Source organism: Microcoleus sp. PH2017_35_SFW_U_B (assembly GCF_020737865.1).
Classification (GTDB): Bacteria; Cyanobacteriota; Cyanobacteriia; order Cyanobacteriales; family Microcoleaceae; genus Microcoleus.
Window position 1 is genome coordinate 158,126 of the sequence record NZ_JAEQDE010000022.1, and the last position, 24,522, is coordinate 182,647.

The 24,522-nt window shown below is 43.8% G+C and carries 24 protein-coding genes; 7 read left to right on the forward strand and 17 right to left on the reverse strand.

Features of this window, described 5'->3' with window-relative positions; genetic code table 11:
- Window positions 1–94: 94 nt before the first annotated feature.
- Entirely contained in the window at window positions 95–811 is a 717-nt protein-coding gene (locus JGK36_RS03675; protein ID WP_293196284.1) for a hypothetical protein, read from the forward strand.
- 281 nt (window positions 812–1,092) lie between these two features.
- Here JGK36_RS03675 and JGK36_RS03680 read toward each other — a convergent pair whose 3' ends face one another.
- The 7 genes from JGK36_RS03680 to JGK36_RS03710 all read right to left on the reverse strand — a co-directional run bounded on the left by JGK36_RS03680 (window position 1,093) and on the right by JGK36_RS03710 (window position 7,868).
- A complete protein-coding gene (locus tag JGK36_RS03680; protein WP_293196286.1) occupies window positions 1,093–1,422 on the reverse strand; it encodes a type II toxin-antitoxin system PemK/MazF family toxin in 330 nt (109 codons plus the stop codon).
- Entirely contained in the window at window positions 1,409–1,816 is a 408-nt protein-coding gene (locus tag JGK36_RS03685; RefSeq protein ID WP_293183688.1) for a DUF2281 domain-containing protein, read from the reverse strand. Before JGK36_RS03685 ends, JGK36_RS03680 begins: the two co-directional genes overlap by 14 nt.
- Window positions 1,817–1,998: 182 nt before the next feature.
- Window positions 1,999–2,283, reverse strand: a complete 285-nt coding sequence (locus JGK36_RS03690) for a type II toxin-antitoxin system mRNA interferase toxin, RelE/StbE family (protein ID WP_293183690.1) — start codon at window positions 2,281–2,283, stop codon at window positions 1,999–2,001.
- The gene (locus JGK36_RS03695; protein ID WP_293183692.1) at window positions 2,280–2,504 is read right to left on the reverse strand and encodes a hypothetical protein; all 225 of its coding nucleotides are present in this window, start codon (window positions 2,502–2,504) and stop codon (window positions 2,280–2,282) included. The genes JGK36_RS03690 and JGK36_RS03695 overlap by 4 nt, the downstream gene beginning before the upstream one ends.
- Window positions 2,505–2,637: 133 nt before the next feature.
- A complete protein-coding gene (locus JGK36_RS03700) occupies window positions 2,638–4,326 on the reverse strand; it encodes a DNA repair helicase XPB (RefSeq protein ID WP_293196288.1) in 1,689 nt (562 codons plus the stop codon).
- A 444-nt stretch (window positions 4,327–4,770) separates the two neighbouring features.
- Window positions 4,771–6,651: a hypothetical protein gene (locus JGK36_RS03705; RefSeq protein ID WP_293196290.1), complete on the reverse strand. Its 1,881-nt coding sequence runs from the start codon at window positions 6,649–6,651 to the stop codon at window positions 4,771–4,773.
- A gap of 767 nt (window positions 6,652–7,418) precedes the next feature.
- Window positions 7,419–7,868, reverse strand: a complete 450-nt coding sequence (locus tag JGK36_RS03710; protein WP_293183698.1) for a hypothetical protein — start codon at window positions 7,866–7,868, stop codon at window positions 7,419–7,421.
- Window positions 7,869–8,114: 246 nt separating this feature from the next.
- Here JGK36_RS03710 and JGK36_RS03715 point away from each other — a divergent pair, with 246 nt between their 5' ends.
- Window positions 8,115–9,566: an aspartate ammonia-lyase gene (locus JGK36_RS03715; protein ID WP_293183702.1), complete on the forward strand. Its 1,452-nt coding sequence runs from the start codon at window positions 8,115–8,117 to the stop codon at window positions 9,564–9,566.
- Window positions 9,567–9,742: 176 nt separating this feature from the next.
- Window positions 9,743–10,069 (forward strand): hypothetical protein, encoded by a 327-nt coding sequence (locus JGK36_RS03720; RefSeq protein ID WP_293183703.1) that lies wholly within the window; start codon window positions 9,743–9,745, stop codon window positions 10,067–10,069.
- Here the strand turns inward: JGK36_RS03720 and JGK36_RS03725 are convergent.
- Window positions 10,066–10,239 carry a hypothetical protein gene (locus tag JGK36_RS03725; RefSeq protein ID WP_293183704.1) on the reverse strand — a complete coding sequence of 58 codons (174 nt, stop codon included), beginning with the start codon at window positions 10,237–10,239 and terminating at the stop codon, window positions 10,066–10,068. The genes JGK36_RS03720 and JGK36_RS03725 overlap by 4 nt on opposite strands.
- Window positions 10,240–10,377: 138 nt before the next feature.
- Between JGK36_RS03725 and JGK36_RS03730 the strand changes: the two genes are divergently transcribed.
- Window positions 10,378–11,346, forward strand: a complete 969-nt coding sequence (locus JGK36_RS03730) for a DUF362 domain-containing protein (protein ID WP_293183705.1) — start codon at window positions 10,378–10,380, stop codon at window positions 11,344–11,346.
- Between the two features lie 394 nt (window positions 11,347–11,740).
- Window positions 11,741–12,679 carry a class I SAM-dependent methyltransferase gene (locus JGK36_RS03735; protein WP_293183706.1) on the forward strand — a complete coding sequence of 313 codons (939 nt, stop codon included), beginning with the start codon at window positions 11,741–11,743 and terminating at the stop codon, window positions 12,677–12,679.
- 377 nt (window positions 12,680–13,056) lie between these two features.
- Here the strand turns inward: JGK36_RS03735 and JGK36_RS03740 are convergent, their stop codons facing one another.
- Complete coding sequence (locus tag JGK36_RS03740; protein WP_293183707.1) at window positions 13,057–14,523, reverse strand: Ig-like domain-containing protein; 1,467 nt, start codon at window positions 14,521–14,523, stop codon at window positions 13,057–13,059.
- A 142-nt stretch (window positions 14,524–14,665) separates the two neighbouring features.
- On the opposite strand from JGK36_RS03740, the gene JGK36_RS03745 reads away from it, so the two are divergent.
- Complete coding sequence (locus JGK36_RS03745; RefSeq protein ID WP_293183709.1) at window positions 14,666–14,941, forward strand: hypothetical protein; 276 nt, start codon at window positions 14,666–14,668, stop codon at window positions 14,939–14,941.
- A 200-nt stretch (window positions 14,942–15,141) separates the two neighbouring features.
- Here the strand turns inward: JGK36_RS03745 and JGK36_RS03750 are convergent, their stop codons facing one another.
- The 3 genes from JGK36_RS03750 to JGK36_RS03760 form a co-directional block, all read right to left on the reverse strand.
- A complete protein-coding gene (locus JGK36_RS03750; RefSeq protein WP_293183711.1) occupies window positions 15,142–15,948 on the reverse strand; it encodes a WecB/TagA/CpsF family glycosyltransferase in 807 nt (268 codons plus the stop codon).
- 110 nt (window positions 15,949–16,058) lie between these two features.
- Entirely contained in the window at window positions 16,059–17,141 is a 1,083-nt protein-coding gene (locus tag JGK36_RS03755) for an NAD-dependent epimerase/dehydratase family protein (RefSeq protein ID WP_293183713.1), read from the reverse strand.
- Between the two features lie 58 nt (window positions 17,142–17,199).
- Complete coding sequence (locus JGK36_RS03760) at window positions 17,200–18,441, reverse strand: glycosyltransferase (RefSeq protein ID WP_293183714.1); 1,242 nt, start codon at window positions 18,439–18,441, stop codon at window positions 17,200–17,202.
- A 13-nt stretch (window positions 18,442–18,454) separates the two neighbouring features.
- On the opposite strand from JGK36_RS03760, the gene JGK36_RS03765 reads away from it, so the two are divergent.
- Window positions 18,455–18,613: a hypothetical protein gene (locus JGK36_RS03765; protein ID WP_293196294.1), complete on the forward strand. Its 159-nt coding sequence runs from the start codon at window positions 18,455–18,457 to the stop codon at window positions 18,611–18,613.
- A 107-nt stretch (window positions 18,614–18,720) separates the two neighbouring features.
- Here the strand turns inward: JGK36_RS03765 and JGK36_RS03770 are convergent, their stop codons facing one another.
- The 5 genes from JGK36_RS03770 to JGK36_RS03790 all read right to left on the reverse strand — a co-directional run bounded on the left by JGK36_RS03770 (window position 18,721) and on the right by JGK36_RS03790 (window position 24,493).
- The gene (locus JGK36_RS03770; protein ID WP_293183717.1) at window positions 18,721–19,887 is read right to left on the reverse strand and encodes a glycosyltransferase family 4 protein; all 1,167 of its coding nucleotides are present in this window, start codon (window positions 19,885–19,887) and stop codon (window positions 18,721–18,723) included.
- 1 nt (window position 19,888) lies between these two features.
- Entirely contained in the window at window positions 19,889–20,770 is an 882-nt protein-coding gene (locus tag JGK36_RS03775; RefSeq protein WP_325315236.1) for a glycosyltransferase family 2 protein, read from the reverse strand.
- 315 nt (window positions 20,771–21,085) lie between these two features.
- A complete protein-coding gene (locus JGK36_RS03780) occupies window positions 21,086–22,336 on the reverse strand; it encodes a glycosyltransferase family 4 protein (RefSeq protein ID WP_293196296.1) in 1,251 nt (416 codons plus the stop codon).
- A 150-nt stretch (window positions 22,337–22,486) separates the two neighbouring features.
- On the reverse strand, window positions 22,487–23,413 hold the full coding sequence (locus tag JGK36_RS03785) for a glycosyltransferase family 2 protein (protein ID WP_293196298.1): 927 nt from the start codon (window positions 23,411–23,413) through the stop codon (window positions 22,487–22,489).
- An 18-nt stretch (window positions 23,414–23,431) separates the two neighbouring features.
- On the reverse strand, window positions 23,432–24,493 hold the full coding sequence (locus JGK36_RS03790; protein ID WP_293183721.1) for a hypothetical protein: 1,062 nt from the start codon (window positions 24,491–24,493) through the stop codon (window positions 23,432–23,434).
- Window positions 24,494–24,522: the final 29 nt, after the last annotated feature.

Below are 24,522 nucleotides of genomic sequence, written 5' to 3' on the forward strand. Positions count from 1 at the left end.
TTTGCGAATCCTGCCAAAAAACAGTAAATACTGTTTACGAATTGCTCAATTATTTTGACTTAGGCTATTAGTTGCATTTCAACTTATTATCAAAATGGGAAAGAAGAAATCTCTTAATGCGAAACGGCTCAAAAGAAATCAGGTTCAGGAATTAATAGAATCTGAGGGAAGACTGCATGAGGAGTTTACAAAGTTCTTTGAGGAGACATATAGCACTGGATACAAGAATCAGCCTCAAATTTATGAGTTATCAAATGATAGATTTCTATTTGTTTTCGATCCCAAAGGATTTTCAATTCCTGGTAGAGGAGATATTTACTCTAAAGAATATTTTCTGAGGAAAATTCGATGGACACAGAAGGTGAGGGATGACTATGCTAATAACCGGGGTAATTCTGTAAGTCATTGGATATATTTTTCAAAAAACAAATTACAGCTTGTTAACAAGGTTGATGAATTGATTAATGAGTTAACAATTTATTTAGATATTTTGGATGAGGAGTTGGATTATTCATACAAAAGTTTAGACATTGTATCTAGCAAGGCTGAAAGTTATGGATTTGAAAAACTTCAAGCTGATTTATACGATAATCTAGTTGCCTATGTAGGAGAGGTTATACGACGCAGAGTAAAAGGTGATTGGGTTATTAGAGAAGATTATCCAGGTTGTGAATACCCTACTATTCAAGTGAATAATGGCGTACTTATGCCTATTAATGTGGTGTGGCAAGAGCTAGGTAGGCTTGAATCAATAAATCTACGGCAAGAAGCTGCTAATGAAATAAGACGATTTTCACTCAGATATCGGTAGATGTCAAATTTTACTAGATTTAGATATGTTGCGCTGCTTAACATTTATTTGATGTCTTTTGCGGCGCTGTTTTAATTAAGCCGTAGTCGAGTATCAATAAATCGGGACATCTGGCTAATGTGACATCGTAAGTGACGGGAAGGTTGACGCTTTGCAGGATTGCTGGATTTTAGAGGATAACTCTAACTCGTGTTGGGCAACATGGTAACTTTTGTAAAGTTTTTATTAAGTATTGTGGTTGGGCCTGGGTTGAGGGAGTTGTAAGGGCGATCGCTTTATCATTAAAATTGAGGCTTAACGTACAAATCCCAAACTCGTTTCACTACTTCTGCATTTGCTTGAGAAATTTGCCCGATTTTCGCCAGCAACAAAGACTTTTCCAAACAATCTAATCTAGATAAACGCACTGTTGAAGCAATACGCAAACCGCTGGCTTGCCAATCATTAAGAAATACATCAGTTTGACTGCGGGGTTTTGCAGAGGTGACGGCTTCTGCTACTACATCCTCGCCATCCAACCACAATAAAAGTATGGGACGTTTTTTAGAGCTTGCGCCACCTGTAAAGGGAATATTTGCTACCCAAAAATCACCCGGTTCAATAGTCATCATAAAGTCCTTCGTCTTCGGGTGCGTAGCTGTTCAAAAAAGCCTCGTGGCTGCGAGTAATAGCTGAGTCAATTAAAGATTCTTCGCCATCAAGTACCGAAAACTCCGTTAATTCAGGATAAGTCAAAAAATCTTCGGCTGTAGCTGCTATATATGGTGCTAGTATTTTATGGCGTTCTGCGATCGGCAACCTAGCAATTTCTGTAAGTGAGAGCTTGAGAGTAGGTGCGGTTGTTGGCGAATTGTTAGACTCAGAACTTTCGCTGGATAACTGCTTTTTCTGTGACGCTTTTTGCACGAGGAATTGTACAAAGTCGAGGACTTCTTCTTGTTTCTCAGTTGGCAACTGTCGCAGATTCTCTAACACGGCTTGCTCAAAATTGATTGTTTCTGACATTTCAATTACCTTCCTTAAGCGTTGATCGGTTTATTTATCACGCAGCCAAGTTTTGTAGTTCCATGTTTGCAAATCACGCCGATCACAATTTCGATCGCTAAAATCCTATCCCATCAGCAGTTATATACAGTCATCCAGCATTTCATAATCATCCAAGCAATTAGAGGCTGTATTCATAAAACTTAGTAAACATCATCATGAGAGCCAAGAGTCAGCAGTAAAATCTCTGCTTCATCTGTATCTGAATTATGAACAAATTTAAACACAATTCGATTGCTATAGTCAATGGAACAAGACCATCTATCCGATAAATCTCCTTTGAGTTTATGAGTCCGTAAAGTAGGAGCAAATGGCTCTTCAGCAAGTTGTTGTAATGTTTGCTCAACTAAAGAGCGCAATTGCGGATTTTGGCGAACTAAACGCTTGAGCGCACGAGTAAAGGCTGAACTCCAAATTAAAGTTTTCACTCATCTAACTCCGCCATCAAGTCGGCAACTGTACCTCGACGCACATTGCCTATTTCATAATCTTTTTCTGACTCGGCAACTGCTTTCAATAGTTCATCGCGATGCTGTTGCTTAAGACGGTTTTGAATGATATCGATCAGCATATTCTGCTCTTCAGGCGAGAGAGCTTCTACGGTATCTATTGCTTTTTGAAAAATAGAAGTCTTTTCAGCTTGAGTCATGTTTAGGTTAAGGTTGCAATCAGTCTATTATAGCTTAACTTAATCGATGGGTGCATCTCAATTTGGGAAGGGCTTCGCCCCTACGAGTATATTTGCAAAAATGAGATGCACCCGGTCTATCCTGCCAAGCCAACTAACCATCGCCTTGAACCTCAATAGTATAACTGTAGCCCTGTTCAGTCAGAAACAGTTGGCGGTGTCGCGCAAAATCTTCCTCGCAAGTTTGTAGCGACACTAATGTATAAAAACTCGCAGTATGTCCGTCAGATTTAGGCCGGAGAATCCGTCCGAGGCGCTGCGCTTCTTCTTGGCGAGAACCATATTTACCTGATACTTGAATTAACACATCGGCATCGGGTAAATCGACGGCAAAATTGCCCACGCGAGATAGAATTAATCCGGGAATCTCTTTGTGACGGAATGCTTCGTATAACCGATCGCGCTCAACCTGTTTTGTCTTCCCCGTAATCAGTGGCAAATCGGTAACTCGGGCGATCGCATCCAACTGTTCGAGATACTCACCAATAATTAAAATACGGTGTCCCGCCTCCTTTTGCAACAAACCTTGCACCACATCCAACTTACCCGGATTTTCCGCAGCAATCCGAAACTGACTGCGGCGCGGCGCTAGGGCATATTCCATTTTTTCTGCCTCATTTTGGGCGACGCGGATTTCGGTACAATTAGCTGTAGCAATAAATCCCTGTCCTTCCAATTCCCGCCAAGGTACGTCATAGCGCTTCGGGCCAATTAGCGTGAAAACATCGCCTTCTTTCCCGTCTTCGCGAATCAATGTCGCAGTTAAACCTAACCGCCGTCGCGCTTGTAAGTCGGCGGTAATCCGAAATATCGGTGCGGGTAATAGATGAACTTCATCATAGATAATCAGTCCCCAGGATTGCGCGTTAAATAACTCGAAGTGGGGGAATTCATCATCTTTAGTCGATCGATAACTGAGCATTTGGTAAGTCGAGAGAGTTACAGAAGCCGTTTTTTTGCTGTTGCTGCTGTACTCGGCGATCGCATCTTCAGTTAAACTCGTCTTGTCCAATATTTCCCTGCGCCACTGGTGCACCGAAGTCAAACTGCTGGTGAGAATCAGTGTCTTTTGCTGCACCAAACTCATCGCAATCATCCCCACAATCGTCTTACCAGCCCCGCACGGTAGGACGATCGTACCGCTGCCGCCTCTAACCTCTCCGCCTTGATAGAATGCCTCTACGGCTTCCTTTTGATAGGCGCGCAAATTAAAGGGTAAGTCGCTTCCTAAAGTGCGATCGCGCAACGCAATCGCCAACTCCGCACCCTCGATATATCCAGCCAAATCTTCCGCCGGATAACCTACTGCTAGCAAAGCTTGTTTGAGTACACCGCGATTCCCCGCATCAACTTGAAAGCAAAGATCCGAAATCCGCTTACCTAACAGCGGTTTTACGCGATCGTCCCGCACTAACAACTCCGTCAGCGGGCGATCGACAATCCGCAGTTGTAAATTGGGATTTTCCGTATCAATCCTTTCAATTACCGTCAATCCGTAGCGCGTACCGAGTAGTTCAATTTCCTGCGCTACCGATTCGGGAATATCATATTTAGCATACTTTCGCAGCGCTGCGATCATCAATTCAACTAACATTCCCGCCGCCCTGGCATTCCACACACTCAAGGGCGTGATCCGATAGGTGTGGATGTGTTCGGGACTTTTGATTAATTCGGCAAAAGGTGCGATCGCTTCTCGTGCTAATTTCGCTGTAGGGGCGTGAACTTCTAGTAAAATTGAGCGATCGCTCTGCACGATTAAAGCATTCTCAGCAACATAACTCATAATTCACAGTTGACAGTTGATAGTTGACAGTTGACAGTTGGCAGTTGGCAGTTGACAGTTGGCAGTTGGCAGTTGACAGTTGGCAGTTGACAGTTGATAGTTGATAGTTGACAGTTGGCAGTTGACAGTTGATAGTTGATAGTTGATAGAAGGAAAAAATCCCTTCGAGTTCGATCAGGGTAAAAAGAGGGGAGAAGGAAGAAGGAAGAGAAATGTTTGGTTTATTTATTCCAGTCTATGTGAAAGGTGCGTCGCGATCGAGATTGTAGATCGCATTTAGGGATTTATCGCCAGCGACGCACCCTACAAATACTCTTGTGGGGGGGACAGGATGCTTCTCAAAGTCCCCCTTTTTAAGGGGGATTTAGGGGGATCTTGCCTCGGCTATAAACGAAAGATACAAAGGTTTTCGCGCCATTGTTGATACTCATAATATCAGGTGTATTATTTATCCGACTGGGGTAAGACATAACCCATTTGTCGCAGGGCGGTGCGAAATTTCGTTTCCTGGCCCAATGGAACCGCTACAGTGCGATCGCCCGCCAACTGACAGAACTTTTTAGTACGGGAATCATTGGCAATCAGCAATGCTATATGGGCGGTAGTACATTCGATCAACCTGACACTACCTATATCTTGCACGCTATTCGATCGCTCTGTAACATCCGTCAGAAATTGTTGCACAGTTTGCGGCAGCGGTTCAATACTCCGGGCGTCCAAAAACTCTGTAAACTCGGCTAATGGATATCCGTTTTCAATGGCTACAAAGATTTTTGGGCGATCGAGTCGCCACACAACATCCGAAACTTTCTTAGTATAGATATCCAGGACGATCGCATCAGATGTCTCGACACCATCTCCCGCCGCAATAATTTCTAGATTCGGCAATACCCGCAGCGTTTGACGAACCTCAATTGCTGGCGGAATATACTTATCCGTCAAATCCAAACAATAAGCCCCCAAAGCCGTCAAGCGAAAATATACTAAGCCATCATAACGACTCAAGAATTCCAGATTGTCCGTTCCCCAAAGATAGTCATAATCGGATGGTATGAGTAACGGATCGACATATGCAACATCAATGATTCCCAAAGTAGCAGCATACTCAAACAAAAAACACCGCATATATCGTTCTTCCAGAATCCGCCAACTGTCGCCACTCAATTCTGATAAGTTTCCATACCCAGGTTCACCAATATACAGATAGTACAGTTCCTCAGTCACATCAAATCTATGGCCGGTTGCGACTAGATATTGGCTAAAGTCATGAAACATAACCCACTTACCCACAGGACATTCTGCGAGTACAGAGGCGATCGCATCTCTCCGCCACGTCACATCCGTAATGCCACCTGCACCCCTCCCAGTTTGTCCTTTGATCGCATCAATGCGGCGAAATTCATCAAAGACTTTTGTCTTTAACCAGCGCTTCCATGCTGTCTGTAAACCTTTGGCGGGTGATTCTTGTAAAGCTTTCTGTCCCGCTTTTGTCAAAACTAGCTTTTTGCCCGATCGTTCCGCGAACTTGCTCCCTTGCGCTATCATTATCCAAGCAAAGGGCTTGATGCTACCGATTTCAGCGAATACTTCATCATCGTAGTCGCTATCCTTGGCTAGGCTAATTTGACGCTGTTCCTCATTATAAAAATCACCGCCTTGCAATATAGAGGCGATCGCCTTTACACTTCCAGCAGTAGGTAAAGCAGTTTTCTCGCTAACCGCAACTTTACCCGACTGAATCAGACGCAAAACGGCTGCAAAATCCTTTGTAGCTGCCAACTGTGTTTGACAAGAAGCCAAGGGAATATCGTATTCTTCTGTCTCCTTTTCTCCTGTACTATAGTTATATCTTTGAACGCTGAGTTTAACCTGATTTTGTAATGTTTCACCAACATTATCTAACGTGGCTTCTTTGGGTTCTGGAACAAATTTCAGCAATTCTTCTTCTAAATCGTAGGGTATCTGCCTGCCATAAATAAACAAGCATAGCAGTGATGGTTCTCTGTTAGTTCCATAGCGATCGCTTGTTCCAAAATTTGCTGGTTCTCCGTATTTTGCGCTAAATATCTCAGGAAAATAAATACCATCCTCCCCATGTATAACTTCAGATACAGCCGCTTTTTGAAGGTTGTCTAATTTCGCCCACACCTTCCGAAGGTTCTCTCCCAGCAATTGCGATCTAATGCCATCAACCAGATCTGCTTTACGGGTTAATTTACGAGGATCTGGTAATAATGCTTTGAGCTTTTTTAAATCGTCAACAATTATTCCTTCGAGTGCCTGTTGGAGGCTAACAAGGTTATTTATGGTTTGGTAACGCGACATAATATTTGACAATGCGCCCGCTTCAAAATTGTTTTTGCAACCCAAATATAACAACTTTACGGGATGCAAAGCTTGAACTTTTGTTACAAAATCCAGAAATTTGGTTAAACAGTTACGGTACGATGAACCGGAACGGTGTATAGATTATTTGTTTTAAATTTTAATGGAATATTTACCACCCTAAAATTACCCGGTTCAACAGTAGTCGGGTGCGTCGCCATTAACAATCCCTCAAAAAAAATGGACAATCTCAAAGCGACGCACCTTAGACTTCTTGCAAAAGTCCTTTTAATCAAATTTTCGGACGGACTCTGGGCACCATCCCACAAGTCAATCGATTTTAGATTTTAGATTTTAGATTTTAGATTGACCCCACGGATAAATTTGGGGGAAGAGAGGATTTTAGATTTTCGATTTGGGATTGATTCCACGGATAAATCACGTGGCGGGTACCATCAAGAAATTCTTGGTCAGGATTTAATACCAATTTTCAGGCATTTATACAACATTAGCTGTAGGGTGCGTCGCCATTAACAATCCCTCAAAAAAATGAACAATCTCAAAGCGACGCACCTTATAAACTGAGCCTCTTATCAGCAAAACGAACAATTATATTGTATGGTTTGTTTCGTCCACCCAATGTGTAACGTGCGTCGCCATGAGATATGGCGTGAAATTTAGGGATTGTTCTCGTGCGACACACCCTACGACTAACTGAAACCATTGCCGACAAAGGAGTTTTTATGTAATTAATTTTGTGTGGTTACTTACTCGATCGAAACTGACATACTGTAACTTGCACCTCCTCTTTCTGTGCCGATAGCTATTTGATAGTCTCCTGTTTGGCTCAATTCTCCAGACCAGTTTTTTGATTCTTTAACTATTGTCTTTGTATTTGGGTCTATGATGTTAAAAACAGCATTTTTTTCAAGGGATTGGATCTCGATCTTCATCTTTTGCCCTTTTTTAGCTTTAATCAAATAAGTATTAACAGTGCCGCGCGCTACTCCTCCTTTGATTTCCGCTGAATTAGTACCTTTTTTGAACTGGATTCGCTGCTGAACCTTAGCCATTAAAACGGCAGGTTTTTCGGAAGTTGCTGGGGAGGAAACCATGCTGGATATGGCTTTTACTGAAGCTGGAAAAATCAGGGATGCACTTAAGCCGATCGTCAAAATATTGAGCGGGAATTTGAAACTTTTTGCTGGTGTTCTCATGGGAGTTTAACAGTAAGAGTGAAATTTGTTTACTTGTAGGATTATAGCTGACTGGGGCTGTGTGCGCGCGATCGCCCTTACCGCCAACTTGATTGGAGAGGGAACCCCGAGATGTGAGATAATTCTAGGCGATCGCAAATTACAGATTACTGCACAGTCGCCAGCGGGTACGGTACAGTAAAAACATCCGCAGCGCAGTGTTACCAAAAAAATTGTACACTTCCTAATTATCACAAACCAGAGGATATGACTCAACAGCCAACCATCACCTACCGCACCGAAAGCGACTCGATGGGAGACAAACAAATCCCATCTACTGTTTACTACGGCATCCAAACTCTGCGCGCCGTTGAAAATTTTCCAATTAGCGGTATCAAGCCTTTATCAACTTACGTCGATGCTTGCGTTTTAATTAAAAAAGCTGCCGCCATAGCTAACGGTAAACTCGGCTGCATTCCTGAAGATATCAGCACAGCACTGATTAAAGCTGCTGATGAAGTTTTAGCAGGAAATTTGCGCGATCAATTTGTCGTTGATGTCTACCAAGCAGGCGCCGGAACTTCTCACCACATGAATGTCAATGAAGTTCTTTCCAATCGCGCTTTGGAAATTATGGGCGATGAAAAAGGTAACTACAAGCGCGTTAGTCCCAACGATCACGTAAACTACGGTCAATCAACCAATGATGTGATTCCAACTGCAATTCGGATTGGCGGATTGTTGGCTTTGGAAAAAACTTTGTTCCCGGCTTTGTCGCAGGCGATCGCATCCCTGGACAAAAAAGCCGTAGAATTCCACAATATCGTCAAATCCGGCCGCACTCACCTGCAAGATGCCGTCCCGGTGCGACTCGGCGAAACCTTCCGCGCTTGGGCACAGATTCTTAGAGAGCACAGTGCCAGAATTGCCACTGCTTCCGGAGATTTAACATCCTTGGGATTGGGCGGAAGCGCCGCGGGAACTGGCTTAAATACTCACCCAGAATACTGCGAAAAAGTCGCTCAAATTCTTTCGGAGTTAATCCAAAAACCTCTGAAACCAGCACCACATTTAATGGCAGCAATGCAGAGTATGGCGCCGTTTGTCAATGTCTCCGGCGCCATCCGAAATCTCGCTCAGGATTGCGTTAAAATGTCCCACGACTTGCGTTTGATGGATTCCGGGCCAAAAACAGGTTTCAAGGAAATTCAACTGCCTCCCGTGCAACCTGGTTCCTCAATTATGCCTGGGAAATACAATCCGGTGATGGCAGAAATGACATCGATGGTGTGTTTTCAAGTCATGGGTTACGATAGCGCGATCGCCCTTTGTGCCCAAGCAGGACAATTAGAATTGAACGTAATGATGCCCCTAATCGCCTACAATCTAATTCACAGCATCGAAATTTTGGGCAACACCATCAGCGCCCTAACAACCAAATGCCTCGACAAAATTGAAGCCAATGGCGATCGATGTCTCGCCTACGCAGAAGGCAGTCTCGCCCTCGTTACCGCCCTCAATACTCACATCGGCTATCTCAACGCCGCCGCCGTCGCCAAAGAATCTCTCGAAACCGGCAAATCTTTGCGGCAAATTGTGCTGGAACGCGGTTTAATGAATGCAGAAGACTTGGCAACAGTTCTCGATTTGGAGAAAATGAGTGCGATGCCAGAAAACCGGGCGGTTGAAACCGCGTCTATAAAAACAAAACCCTTCTAGTGCGGGTTGAAGGCCGGGCGGTTAAAATTAAATTATTTTCTTTACACCACGCAGGTGGACTTCGTTTGTGTAGACGCGGTTTCAACCGTACGTCCTATCTAACGCCTAGGTTTCTTTAGACGCGGTTTCAACCGCCATCTTAATCTTTTCAACTCTAAAGTTTGGGAGCAATATTTATGCGCGCAGGTTCCTTTGGCAAAGTAACTCAAGATAAAGAGAACACCACTCAAGTGACATTTCATTATGTGGAAGGTCACACGGAAACCTTTACTGTTCCGATGCCCGCACTAGAATTTCAAGAGGAAGTGCTGAATTTGTTAAATCAACCTTGGTTGACTTTTCATCTAGTCGATCAAACGGTTTTTATCTGCACGGCCCGATTGGTGAAAGTGGAAGTTAAACCTGCTATCCCAGAACTTCAAGGTCAAGGAATTTTCCCTAACTCCCTGCGAGTTAGTACCATGCAGCGGGCTGCTTCTGGCAGATTGCCGATGTCTACTTAAACTTGGTTGATGGTAATGGGTAATTGGTAATGGGTAATTGGTAATGGGTAATGGGTAATTGGTAATGGGTAATTGGTAATTGGTAATTGGTAATCACGAAGTGTAAAAATACTAATAATCCATTTCTCCTGCCAATTCCCGATCGCCAAATCCCAAATCCCAATTCCCAATTCCCGATTCCCAGAAACAATTAGTTTAAAGCCTCTCCCCGATCGGGAGAAATTAAAATAACACGATTCATTACTCCAATCCTCTTCCTTCTTTTATCAACTGTCAACTGTCAACTGTCAACTGTCAACTGAATGATTATGTCTTCTGTTAGTTTAATTCGGGCCAATTCATACGATCGCCAAAAGCTACAAAAATCTTTAGAAAACCTGCTCGCACCCTTGGGCGGAATCTCAGCTTTTGTCAAATCGGGCGATCGTGTTTTACTCAAACCCAACCTCCTCACAGGTGCTCGCCCTACCAAAGAATGCGTCACCCGCCCAGAATTAGTTTACTGCGTGGCGAAAATGGTCATCGAAGCAGGTGGTAAACCGTTTTTAGGAGACAGTCCGGCTTTTGGTAGCGCCATGGGTGTCGCCAAAGCCAACGGTTATTTGCCACTGTTGGCAGAACTAAATTTGCCCGTAGTAGAGTTTCAAGGAAAACGTTACAAAACAGTCAGCCAAGATTTCAATCATCTCCGACTTTGCAAAGAAGCAATGGAAGCGGATGTGGTGATTAATCTGCCCAAACTCAAATCTCACGTTCAATTAACCGTCACAATGGGCGTCAAAAACTTGTTCGGCTGCGTGCCCGGGAAAATGAAGGCTTGGTGGCACATGGAAGCCGGCAAAGATAGCGCCAGATTCGGTCAAATGCTGGTAGAAACTGCCCGGACAATTAACCCAAATTTGACGATTTTGGATGGCATTATCGGTCACGAAGGTAACGGGCCCAGCGGCGGCGAACCTAAGTTTTTAGGAATTTTGGGCGCCTCCAGTGATGTGTTTGCTTTGGATCGAACTTTAGTGGAAATTATTAATGTCGATCCAGCAATGGTTCCGACTGTAGCTGCGGCGATGAGATTGGGACTGTGCTCGAATTTGGAGGAACTCGATTTTCCACTGTTGCGCCCGGAAACTCTCAAGGTTTTCGATTGGAAATTGCCGGAAAATATGATGCCGATCGACTTTGGGATGCCTCGGGTGATTAAGTCAGTGTTCAAGCACCTTTATATCCGCTTTATCAAAGAAAATAAGGGAACAAGTGTGTTTTTATCGAACAAGTGACAAAGCAAGTTACAATAATTTCGACATTTTTGGGCACTGGCCCAAACCCTCATTCTACCGTTTAAATTTGAGCTGTCGAGAAAGCCCAAACCCTATCCCAGCCTGATTTCTGACTAAAACCTGTCCTGAGTATTGAAATTCAATGAGTTATCTTCAATAAGATGCTAAGCTAACAACCATGCCGGAGAAATCTGTTTCTGAATCCTCATAATTTTAGGGTAATCATCTACTGTGTATCAGAACACACAATTTTCAACTGCGATAACTGATTTCATGATGTAAACTGCGACTCCGGTGGTTATCAGTACATCAAGTCTGTAAAATAAGGAGAACTCCAATGCAAACTCAGAAGCCCTTAAGTCCTACTGTAGTTTCCCTTATATCGGGACAGAGTATGAAACCCTGGTTATTCATCCCGGGTGATTGGCGAAGACCTGCAAATAAAGAGTCATTTCAATTGTACTGGTGTCAAAAATCACAACTTGGATGCCTCCATCCTCTACCAGAACTAGACCAAATTGAGAGCTTCTACGACATCGACGATTACTATACTCACCATGCAGAATTTACCGACTCAGAAGCACCCTCTTCTATTTCCTTCTTCGATAAATTGCGAACCCATCTAGCTTGGCGTTTCGATAAGGGAGTAGATGTCACCACTCAATGGTGGAAACAGCAGTTCGGGACTTCTTCTTACTCGATACTAGAAATCGGTTGCGCCAATGGCAAACTGCTGGAAGACTTCAAATTGGATGGTCACAAAGTCTGGGGAGTAGAACCAGATAGACAAGCTTTGCGTTTCGCCGAGGAACGAAATCTTGATGTATATTATGGCACTGCTGAATCTTTGCCCCCGGAAATCACGTCGAGAAAATACGACATGATTATTATGAACCACGTACTGGAACATACCATAAATCCTGTACTGGCACTCCGCAATACCATGGAGTTGCTCGTGGACGGCGGCAAATTGGTGATGGAAGTACCAAATAACTCGTGTAGGGCGCTAAAAGAATCAGGGATTGCATGGCTCCATCTAGATGTGCCAAGGCATTTTTATTTCTTCACACCGGACAGTTTGCGCGCTATCTGCCAACAGGTGGGATTTGAGGTGATTTCTACCGAGTTTAATGGCTACTATCGCCTATTTACTAACGGTTGGATCGATGATGAAAGAAAAATTTTGAATGCGCTCGATGCAAGGCAATCTCCTGGGATGGTAAAGCCCAAAGCAAACAGTAAACTCCAAGCTTGGAAGTTACTACTGAAAACATTTCTGGCTCCCGACGAGAAAAAATACGATTCAGTCAGAATTGTTGTACAAAAGTCATAGTAAGAGCGAAGGAAGGGAAATAAGGCTTTGAGAATTTCTTATTACCTTGAGAATTTCAGAAGCGAGGCTTCCCATTACCTAAGACAGAACTTACGCATGACGGACGGGTGCATCTAACTTGGGCAATTACGTCTTTTTTGCCTTAGTGCTACTTTCCCCACATAGCAAAGCTTCTATAAAGCTATCGCAAGCGATGTGGCACTATTCAAGCAAACTGAGATGCTACCCTGACTCACCAGCTCTGCATACGGTGTGAAACTCCGGGTGGTTTCCTCAAATATTGTCGGTGCGTCGCTCCTATGAGATTTTCGATCTTTTTTGGGTACAATAAGGTGGATGAGACAATCTGCATGAAAAAATTAGGAGTCTCGATTTGTTTAGGGCAGCCAGCGGGGGCGGAATCCTTTTAAAGGCAAGTCTTCGGGTGATGGAGAATTATTAGTAGATGCCGGTGGGTTTTTTAAGTTTAAAAGTATGAGAGTTGAAGAGGCGATCGCATTTCCGCCATCTGTTCTCAAATCTCCTGCGACTGGTTCCGATTTCTTGACAACTAGCCGATCTAACAGCAATTCTAACCCATCGGGCGACAAGCTCATTTTTGTCTCCACTTGGTCGGGCAAAACTAACAGCGGTTTTACTGCAAATGTCTGCAAATTAATTGCTTCTAGGGTGAGTTGCTCGGAAAAATCTTTTCCGGGCTGGCGCCTGGTTAACAAGCAGTAAAGCTGAGGATTTCTGGGATCAAACTGACAGTTGAGGAATTCTCCGGCGGTGCGGATCAATTCTTTTTGCAATCCCTGGTTGGTTACTAAAAAGATTGACTGCGTAAAATCGCTATTGTACTTGAGCATTGCCGATTCTCTGCCGTCGGGAGTGAAGCTGAACACTCTCCGAAAAGATGGTATGAACTCTAAAGGTTTGACGTTTGGTGTGAGGGATAAAATGGCGATCCCGTCTGCTTGGGGATTGGCTAAAGTTGCGCTGTCTGGGGCGATCGCAAATTCTCCAGCGGGATGACTTAACAACCGCTGCGGCACCGCCGAAGTGGACGATCGCACTACCCACAAACCAATGTCCTCTGCATTGCCCCTCTTTGCCCGCTGAATCGCGATCGTCTTGCCGTCAGCAGACAGATCGAATTTGAGATTTTCATAGTCTTGATTGCCTAAAATCTGCTGAATGCTGCCAGGTTTTTGAGCCGGATCGGAACTTCTGCCTGTAGTGACGGCATACAAGGATTGTTCGTACAAACCAGGCTGATATTTTGACCATTGGCTAGCAGAAAATAAAATGCGATCGCCCGCTGGGTAAATTCTATAATCTTTAATTACTAAATTTTCAGGAGTGAGGATGATTTTTTGTTTGCGGGTGAGATTGTAAAGAATTAACCGCCCTTTTTCTGAGGCTTCTGTGCCAGTGTAAACAAAAGCGCGATCGGGCGTGCTAAATTGACTGACAAACGGTGCGATCGCATTTCCTTGTTTGTCAGAACCTAGTTTTTCCCGCGCTTGTTGCAATGAAATTGTATAAGTGCGATCGTACTGGGGAGGCGCGATCAAAGTATATACTAGCCGTCGCCCCGACCAACTAATTTTTCCCGGCAAAGGTGGCTCGACGTGCAGGTTTGCTTCAACGCTTGCACGATCCATCTGGCGGCTGAAAGTCAGGACAAAAGCCGTATCTCTCGCCCCTACTTGTTTGTTTTCCCAGCTAAAATCGCGCACTTTCGGTAAAGATCGATCGCCCAGAGCAAGCAAAAACCCGATCGCGAAACTCAGCAATACCATCAATGATACAGCCGTGCGGTCGATCGGCTCTAATTTTTTTAATTTTCCCACAAACATACAATAGCCTGAATTTAGACTAGACTAATTGCCAAACTTGTTTCAATACAAACAAGCAATCTCAAATAAAAAGTTAAATTTTATGCGATGGCTCAAATCAGTCTGTTAAACTAATGTCTTTCCCCTCTACAGGAAAGTTATCGTGAACAAAAACCTACTAACTTTGCTCGGCTGCTCCGGTTCTGTAGCCTTAACGATCTTAGCGGTAAATCCCGCTAATGCTAGCACCCGAATTTCCCCAAATCCCAGCATTGAGCGCAATGGCGAAATATCAGCCAATCCAGACATAAATCAAGACGAAACCCAATCCTCGCTGCCAGAAATCAACTCTGACAAAATAGGAGACCTCGCCCTCATAACTTCAGGCTGCAACTGTGCTGGCTGTCGAGTTCAAGTCCCCCAAACGATCGAACAATGACGGCTGCTAGTTCCTCAGCAATCTAAATAGCAAGTTACAAAGCAAGCAAAACAAAAATCACAGAAAACAACCCATTAATTCTCGATTTAAATAGTCACAAGTTTAAAGTTGCCAGTTAAAATAATTATTTATTATTTCTACTTTCGGCTTGTGGCTTTTTATTAGTCAAAACTGACTATTTACAACACAATAGATAAAATTCAACCATACAATACTTCTTCCACAGGCGGCGTGGCGTCTTTGGGGTCGAACTCTTTTAATTTGAAAGCTTGCAGCAAAAACAGCCAGATATAAAGCGGATTTAACAAAACATACCGCTTCCAGAGGCGTCGGGGTTCCTTCATGAACCTAAACAGCCATTCCAAACCCATCTTACCTAAAATCTCAGGAGATTTAGCCAAATTTCCCGCATGAAAATCGTAGGCTGCACCTACAGCAATCAGTGGCATTGATATGTCATCCCGGTATTCGTAAGCCCAGACTTCTTGTCGCGGACAGCCCAAACCTACAAAAGTAATGGCTGCACCGCTGTTGCGAATTTGCAGCGCAATTTCCTTTTTCTCTTCCGGCGAAACGTGCCTAAATTTAGAAGGCTGAGTTCCAGCAATAATTAACTTGGGATAAAGTTGGCAGAGATTGCGAGACAAAGCCTCCAGTACAGAAGCTTTAGAGCCGTACAAATAGATAGATAATCCTTCTTCGGCCGCACGTTCGCAGATTTCTAACATCGCATTCGGCCCGCAAACTCGATCGGGCAATCCCGTATTGTAGAGCAAATTTAACGCCCACCTTACCGGTTGTCCATCCGGCAATACTAAGTCAATGTGATTGAGCCGATAGCGGTGAGTGCTGTCAAGAACCCCTGTCATTACCCCGTGCACCGCTAGAGCCGAAACTGAAAGTGGTTTTCCGGCCTTGGCTGCCGCAATAATTTTGCTGACAGCCGCTTCATAATTCAGGGCATTTACTAATATGCCTAGTACATTCTTTTTCCCGAGATCGATCATAGAACACCTCTGTAAGCCAACAGCCGTTACAGTCATAAATCTCCTGTAGGATTTGTTTAACGTTGTATTCAATCTTTACCAAAAATGCCAGCCCATTATTTTTGTCCCGCTCAATTCTGCGCCCCTTCTTTCAGCCAGCGCTCGCGGTTACAGTCATAAATCTCCTGTAGGATTTGTTTGACGTTATATTTCATTTTCCAGTCAGGATAGTGGCTGGAAAATTTTGAGTTGTCGCTAATCCACCAAATGTGATCGCCAATGCGATTCCCTTCTGCATATGTCCAATTAAATTTGCGTTCAGCAATTGCCTCACACATCTGGATGGCTTCTAACATCGAACAATTGCTATATCTGCCTCCTCCTGTATTATAAACCTGGGCGCTTCTGGGAGCTTTATAAAATTCATAAAAAGCAGAAATTAAATCAGCACTGTGAATGTTGTCGCGGACTTGCTTGCCTTTGTACCCAAACACGGTGTAGGGAGTTCCTGTCACGGCGCACTTCATCAAGTAGGCGAGAAATCCGTGTAATTGAGCTCCCGAATGATTGGGCCCAGTCAGACAGCCACCCCTAAAACAAGCCGTATTCATATTAAAATAACGACCGTATTCTTGAACTAAAATATCAGCGGACACCTTAGACGCACCAAACAAACTGTGCAGGCACTGATCGATTGACATATCTTCCCGAATCCCACCTTCGTAAGTGTGACCTGGTTCAATTTCCCACCTGTGTTCTAATTCAATTAAAGGTAATTTGTTGGGCGTATCGCCGTATACTTTGTTGGTAGAAGTAAAAATGAAAACGGCTTTGGGACAGTACAAGCGAGTTACTTCTAAAAGATTGAGAGTACCGTTAGCGTTGACGGTAAAATCTATTTTAGGAGCGCGGGCAGCCCAATCGTGGCTGGGTTGGGCTGCTGTGTGAATTACTAACTCGATCGACTCGCCATACCGCTGAAAGATATTGGTAATCGCTTCATAGTCGCGAATGTCCACATCTAAATGGTAATACTTTGTTCCCAGTGATTTTTCGAGTTGTTGGCGGTTCCAATTAGTAGAACCATCAGCACCAAAAAAGAACTGACGCATATTGTTGTCGATGCCAACGATGTCGAAACCTTGTTTGGCAAAGAATTTACAAGCCTCGGATCCAATTAAACCCGCCGCTCCAGTAATAATTGCAACGCTCACGTTTCACCGCCTAAAAAATATAGTTTTCTTTGTTTTGTGCGATCGCACAAATCAGAAGTTATCCTGATTTGCCTTGGAATACATCTTCGCACAATTCGGCGCACAATTCGGCAAAAAATTTACCTTTTATGTTCCAGTCATATATTTCCCTGACGCGCTTTTGACCGGCTCGACCCAAGCGATCTCGCAATTCACGATCGTGCGCTAAACACACTATAGCTTCTGCTAGACCTTTCGTCGAATTTTCGGGCTCGGTAGCCTTGACTTTAATGCCAGTTTGGGCCGTTACTTGAGTCGCAGGCCCACCTAAATCCAAACAAATCGTAGGACGCCCAATCCCCATGATTTCAGTACATACAAAACCTCCCGAGTCGTGCAAACTCGGATGGAGGAGAACATGAGACTCGCCCATTTTTGAAAGAGTTTCAGTACGCGATAAAGCTCCCCAAAAATATACTTTATTTGCCAGTCCCAATTCTGTTACCAAAGCTTCTAAACGCTGCCTTTCCGGGCCGTCTCCCACAATCCAGTATTCCGATTCTTCCACGTTTGCCTCCGCAAATGCACGGAGTCCCAAGTGCACTCCTTTCCAGTGTAATAGACGACCCACACTAATAAATCTAATTGGTCGATCGGGCGGGGTTGGAAATTTTTCTAGTTCCTCAATTTCCTGCTGGGACAAACCGACTTGCGAGAAAATTTTCACATTTTTTGCTTTGAGAAATCGCAGTCGGGCTGCTGTTTCTTCGGTAGTTGCTAGCGCGATCGCACTGCGACGCGCCGTCAGCCCCACAAACGGATCGCGTTCTCCTACGCTTTGAGCCAATGCTCGCAGTGTTTCATAAATTCTGCCCCGGCGGCTAAAATCTTGCCAAAAAGGCTTTGGTGCTGCTTCTGCACCCCCGACAGGCCCCCAAATAAAAGGATGCGGCAACAGCGCCAGGAAACTTGGTGACCAATGTTTGACATAAGTTACGTGGTGTACTATGTCAAAACCGATTTCGCGATCGAGCTTTCGAGCGATAAAATAAGCCCAGATTTGCCACAGATAGTAGTGAAGTTGCAGCAATCCTTGTTTTCCTTTCCAATCTTCGCTCCACCCAAACGGATCGAAATAAACAAAGTGCAGGTTGGGCACTGGATTGCGTTCTAGTTCTGCTTCAATGTACGATCGACAAAACGTCCGAGTAAATACCCAACTTTCGTGATGTTTAGCAGATTGGATAACAGTATTCCATCCCACTCCCTCTTCAGATCCTAGATTTGGTTCGCAAGCAAAGGCAGATAATAAAACTTTCATAGGTAATTGGGAATTGGGAATAGGGAATAGGGCATTGGGCATTGGGAATTGGGAATTGGGAATTGGGAATTGGGAATTGGGAATTGGGAATTGGGAATTGGGAATTGGGAATTGGGAATTGGGCATTGGGCATTGGGCATTGGCCAAACAGGGCATCGGGCATTGTAGATAGAATCGGGAAGTTATTTGTAATAAATAAGCAATAACCAATAACTAATAACCAATAACTAATAACTGTCAACTGTCAACTGTCAACTGTCAACTGTCAACTGTCAACCGTCAACCGTCAACTGACTTCATCAAAAAAGATGTAACTTCGACATAAGCTTTAGCTGCTGTTTCAGGAGATTTTTGAGAAATTAGCTGTCGCGAACACTCTCCCATCGATTCAATCAAATTAGGATTGTCTATGAGAATCTGCATTTTTTCTGCCAACTCCTTGGCATTGTTAGGGTCAAAAATATAACCGTTTTCCCCAGACGCAATTAACTCACAGGAAGCTGCACCGTTAGAACACAATACCGGTTTCCCAAACACCATTGCTTCCGGTACAACCATACCCCAGACATCCTCAAAAGTAGGAAAAACAAAAATATCAGCAAGCTGAAAATAAGCTCCCAAACTTCCGTAGTCAACCCATCCCACCCAGTTTACTTGCTCGGGGAAATCTTGCTCTTTAATAAAAGCTTCCAACTCCTCTCGCTGGTCGCCCTTGCCAACAATTAGTAAAGTATAATCAGAATATCCTTGCTTTTTGAGAAGGGCACAAGCTTCTAACAGCGTCTTAATTCCTTTTCTAGCTGTGATCCGTCCCACATATAAAAAAACTGGGTGTTTGAGATCTAAATTTAGTGGCTTGGTTGTGACCAAAGGTTTCAGCAGCGTTTCCGCATCGGGAACTAAATAAGTTCTCGTAAAAACTTGCTCTTGGGGTGCATGGAGAACTTCCACCAAATATCTTTTTCCAGCTTGGCTGTTAGAAACAAAAGCATCGGCAAACTTAGCTAAAATGCGTCTGGCGAATGTCCGAAAACTCGAATCTCGAAAATCTGTGTTTGGCGAACTCCCGTCATAAATAATTGCAACTCGCCATTGACAAAGCGGTTTGAGGAGAATTACCAAGACAGTCCACAAAGAAAAAGCTTGAGGAAAAACTACTTGTGGCCTAAATTTAAGCAAATGACCGATGATGCTAGGCGAGACTGCGATGAAACCGCGATCGTATCCTGTTTCGATCTTTTCTGTCTCGACAAATTTAGTTTCCCCTACCAATTTAATTGCTGATGCTCCCGGTAGCGTCGGATCGAACCCAGACCAAACGCGACCAGTATAAAACACAGTATTTTTATATACTTTTGTAAATTCTCTTAATACAGGCTGCCAATATGCGCCCAATTCTACTTCTGGAACCAGCCAAGCGACGCGCAAATCATCTCTATCGACCATGCTATTCACCTTCAGTTTTGTTTTTATTGAATCCCAGCTTGCTTAAAACTGAAAACCAAACTAACCTTCTGTAAGGTAGCAACCAATATACTGGCCAGAATAAACCACCGTGACGGCGAGCAAAAACTTTCCACTCTTCCCAGGGTTGAAGGGTAGCATCTTTAAAAGCTAAACCCTTGGGTTGGTTCATTTTTTCCAAGCCTTCACTCATATTGGCAGCCGCTATTGTTGTTGATTGCGGATTGGGAGAACAGGTTCCTTGATAGCCTGGAGCTATCCAAACTGTACAGCCTTTTTGTCGGGCACGCAGACCGTATTCCCAATCTGATAGATAATGAATAAAGGCTGGATCGAGATTGCCAACCAGTTCAACCACGCTGCGGGGAATTAACACGCAGTTACCATTCATGCTGTCACAAGGCTGAGGTGCTTTTGTTGGCTGAAGGAAGCGAAATTTAAAGGGAAGTAATGGGGTAATCTTGACTATACCGCCGTATGTAAAATCACCGGTTTCTGGATCGCGAGTAGAGCCGGCAACGATCGCCTTTTTTTCTCCTTTTTTGATTAGCTCGCTACTGGTGGCGAGCAAGTCGTTGAAAGCTTCTGGTTCGAGTACGGTGTCGTCGTTGAGCCAGACATAGTAGTCTGGATCGTCTTTCATAGCTTCGCTGAAAGCAACCCGCATTCCTCCATTCCAAAATAAGTTACCATCTCCCGAAAAAATCTTGACGTGAGGGTATGTTTGCTGTATTACTTCTGCTGTGCCATCAGTGCTACCATCATCTACCAGATAAGCATTGAGTGCAATTTCCTTTGTTAATTTTTGCTTAAACAGCGACTCTAGAGTGGCCAAAGTCTTTAACTTGCGGTTATGGCAAGTCATCAGGACTGCTATACTTATCTGCTCCATCTATATCAAATATTGGGCTGTTTGTGCAAAATTGGTATAAAACTGTCCTCGGGCGATCGACAATGCCGATCGCAGGCGAGTCCTATTCAATTAATAACTTAATCTGTCACAAGTATCAAGATATTTAGTCGATCGTTTATTTTTTGATTGGCCAGCTTTGCCCAGCCTCTAATTGCCTGACGGTGTAATTGTAACAATCAACACGTCGGCTGTCCGAAAATATACTAATAAACACCCAAAAATCGGCATTATAAATACCCTACAAGTTTTACATTTAATCAGTTTTACTTACTTAGGAGTTTGGCAAACTTCTTGATAAAGATTTTGATACTCGCGAGCTTGCACTTCTAAGGTAAACTTGGCTTCAACTTTCTCTCGTGCTAGGCGACAAAGCTTTTGATGCCGCTCACCATCTTCTAGCACCCAAGCAATCCCTCGCGCTAAATCCTCGGTATCATAGGGTTGGGCTAAATAGCCATTGTACTGGCGATCGACAATATCTTTTAGTCCCGTCACATCAAAAGCCACCACAGGCGTACCGCAAGCCATGGCTTCCGATGCCGTCTGCCCAAAAGCTTCGTACCGCGAAGGTACAACCATCACATCCGCCGCTGCATAAACCTGTGACAAAGTAGTATCATCCAACCTGCCTAAATAATGAGTTTTGAAACCAACATCGATCGGGCTTTCAGGCTCAGAACACCCAAAAACCAACAGTTCAATCTTATCTTGCCAACCCGACTGACTGAGGCTTTGCAAAGCCGGAACCAGCAACGGAAACCCCTTCCAGCGATCGCCCGTACCCTGCATCGCCCCAAACAAGACCAACTGTTTATCTTGAGGCAAATTCAAACTATCCCTCACCTGCGGGCGGTTCAGCGGCTTGTAGAGTTCAGCATCAAGGCCATTCGCAATGACTTTAACTCGATAATTTTTCAACAAAGAACTAGATTTCGCGCATTCAGCCAACCAATGACTCGGAGTTACCAAAGTCAGATTCAAATTTTGCCAAGCCTCAGCTTTCCGCTGCCAAATCCAACGAGAAATATCAGCATCCTTAGTGCTGTGCAGTTGCGGACAAGCACCGCAAGCATCAAGATAGCGATCGCAATTTTCACTGTAGTGACATCCACCCGTAAACGCCCACATATCGTGCAGCGTCCAAACCACCGGTTTATTAAACTTAGCCAGAGTTTCAATCTGCATATAACCTTCACAAACCCAGTGCAAATTGATCGCATCAGGGTTAATTTTGGCAACTTCCGATGCCAAGGAATCAGGAACCCATTGCGGCGAAAAAATTACCTGACCTAGTTTGGGATAAACTTTTAACGGCAATCTATTTAATTTTCCTCGGAGACTCTTAAACTTTTCTCCTAACCTTGTCGGCATCAACCGCACCGTTTCATCATCACTAAACTTATAACCCGCCAAAATTTCGGAATCCACCCCGATACTTTGCAAGCCCTTGTGCAGCCGATAAGTCGCCCTCGCAGCACCGCCTTTAAGATCGTAATTACTCACCAGCAAAACTTTCATCCAAACATCCTCATTATCAAATCCCTTCTCCTCTTCTCTTTCTCTGCGCCCTCTGCGCCCTCTGTGGTTAAATCCTTAAAAATCCCAAACCAAAGACCCAAATCCCCGACTCATTCAAAAAGTAGGATATCTAAAAAACAGCATTTTTACTTACATTTTCAATAATCCTTTAATTTTGCGCTGGACTTTCTTGACCAATTTCGGATCGTAATCATATAAACTCTCTTGAGTAAAGCGATCCGCTTGGGCATCGCGAATCACAAACGGAGGATGTTTTAGAGGAAAGGCGATCGGTTCAACAGACATATTGTTGTAGGGACTATTGATATCATCCGTGTGAGTCCCCCCCGTTCCGTGTCCGATATTTGCAGCTAAATTGACATTAGACAAAATATTCAAACCATTTTGAATAAAACTCGCAAATGTCCACTGAAAATCCCATGTATCAATAGCTTTGTCGTAACACAACTGACAAGTTTTAGTCCAGATTTTGGCAGCATGAGCATCTTCCAATACATCCATCAAAAAATTTCCATCTCGAACCGACGGCCACAGCTTCATATCTAGATCGTAGTGTCGCCAAGCTCGCCTCCAACTCGCCCAACTCCAGCAATGAGTGTAGCGAGAAAAGTAGTAGCTACAATCAGTTCGCTGCTTGCCAAACTGCACGTTTTGACCAGATATCGACATAATTCTTTCGTCGTATCGGTAGCGTTCCAACAACTCTTCGGCAAAGTAGAAAAAGCTACTATCAGGCAAACAATCATCCTCAATAATAATCGCCTCTTCCACCGTATCAAACACCCAATCTAACCCGCTAGAAACTCGCTGGCGACAACCCAAATTAGTCTCAGCATAATTCTGCAAAACTTCGCATTCCCAATCCACCTGTTCAATAATCGCGCGAGCCGCAGCGCATTGCGCGTCTTCTCCCGGCTTGTCCGGCCGCGGCCCGTCAGCAACTACTAACAATTTTGACGGCTTGACTTTGCGAATTTCTGCGAATACTCTCTGAGTTTCTTCGGGACGTTTGAAAATAATAAAAGCGACGGGGGTTTTTAACGGTCGATCGAACATTTACACAACTCCACTATGCTAATTGCTGACAACACTTTTGACTTTCGACAATCTCCTTTTGATACCAGAAATTCTATTGTCAAAAACATCCAAAACAGTCTTAGAAATATTGCGTTGTGGTATGCCGACATAACCCGCAACATATTTAGTAAACTGCTCTCCTAAAGGCAAATTCCAAAAATCTGATTGGGGATTAGAAACTTGTGCAAAAATTCGCTTAATTCCGTATCCTTTTTCGGCTGGCAAATGCCATATATCCATTTTTAAATCAGCCTCAGTTGCCGTATGAATGATCGGCGATGTCCACACTCGATTAAAATAAGCATTGCCGCTGCTGCGAGCATATCCCAGCTTGTTGTAAATGTAGGTGAGCATCTGCTCTTCTGTATTTAATTTTGTCTTTCCTTCGGCAAATCTTTGCAAGCAAGTCTCCCAGATCGAGTCTACTTCGTCGGACAATATTTTAATGTGTTTGCCACTTCCTACGATAAATTCTGCACCAAAATACTTGGGAGGCTCATCTACTTTATAGCCTAATTCCTCATAAATTTTCTGCATTTCTCGCCTGGTTAAACCGCTGATTTTTTTGTCTTCAGGCTCGTACAAATCGTAGGTAGCCAAACCTTGTTTTTCAATATCGGCAATTATGCGATCGGCGGAGTTTACCCACACGCAGTCAGAGTCTAAAGCTATACAGCGATCGTTTAACGCTGAATGATTTTTCAAATATTGAATAATGTCAAACTTAAAAAACGTACTTCTGAAGGCGGGGTAGTATTCCATTGGTGGCTGATAGGTAAATGGAATCTGGACAACTTTAACTCCAATTTTGTCGAAAAACTCAACGGTGTTAAAGCTTTCAATATTTGGAATGCGATCGGCATTCGTAAATAAGATATGCTGAGCTTCCGGGTTATTTCTAACGCTGGAAGCAAAATATACCACCGCACATCGCCAGTAAACTGATTGAAATTTTTCCGAAGAAGATTTAGCATCCGATCCTTGGGGATATTTACTTTCCTGGCCTTCTTCATCGCAGCACATTCCAGTAACTATGTAAACAGAACCGCTGTCATTCATCGTGTATATCTCCTGTTATATTTAAAGTG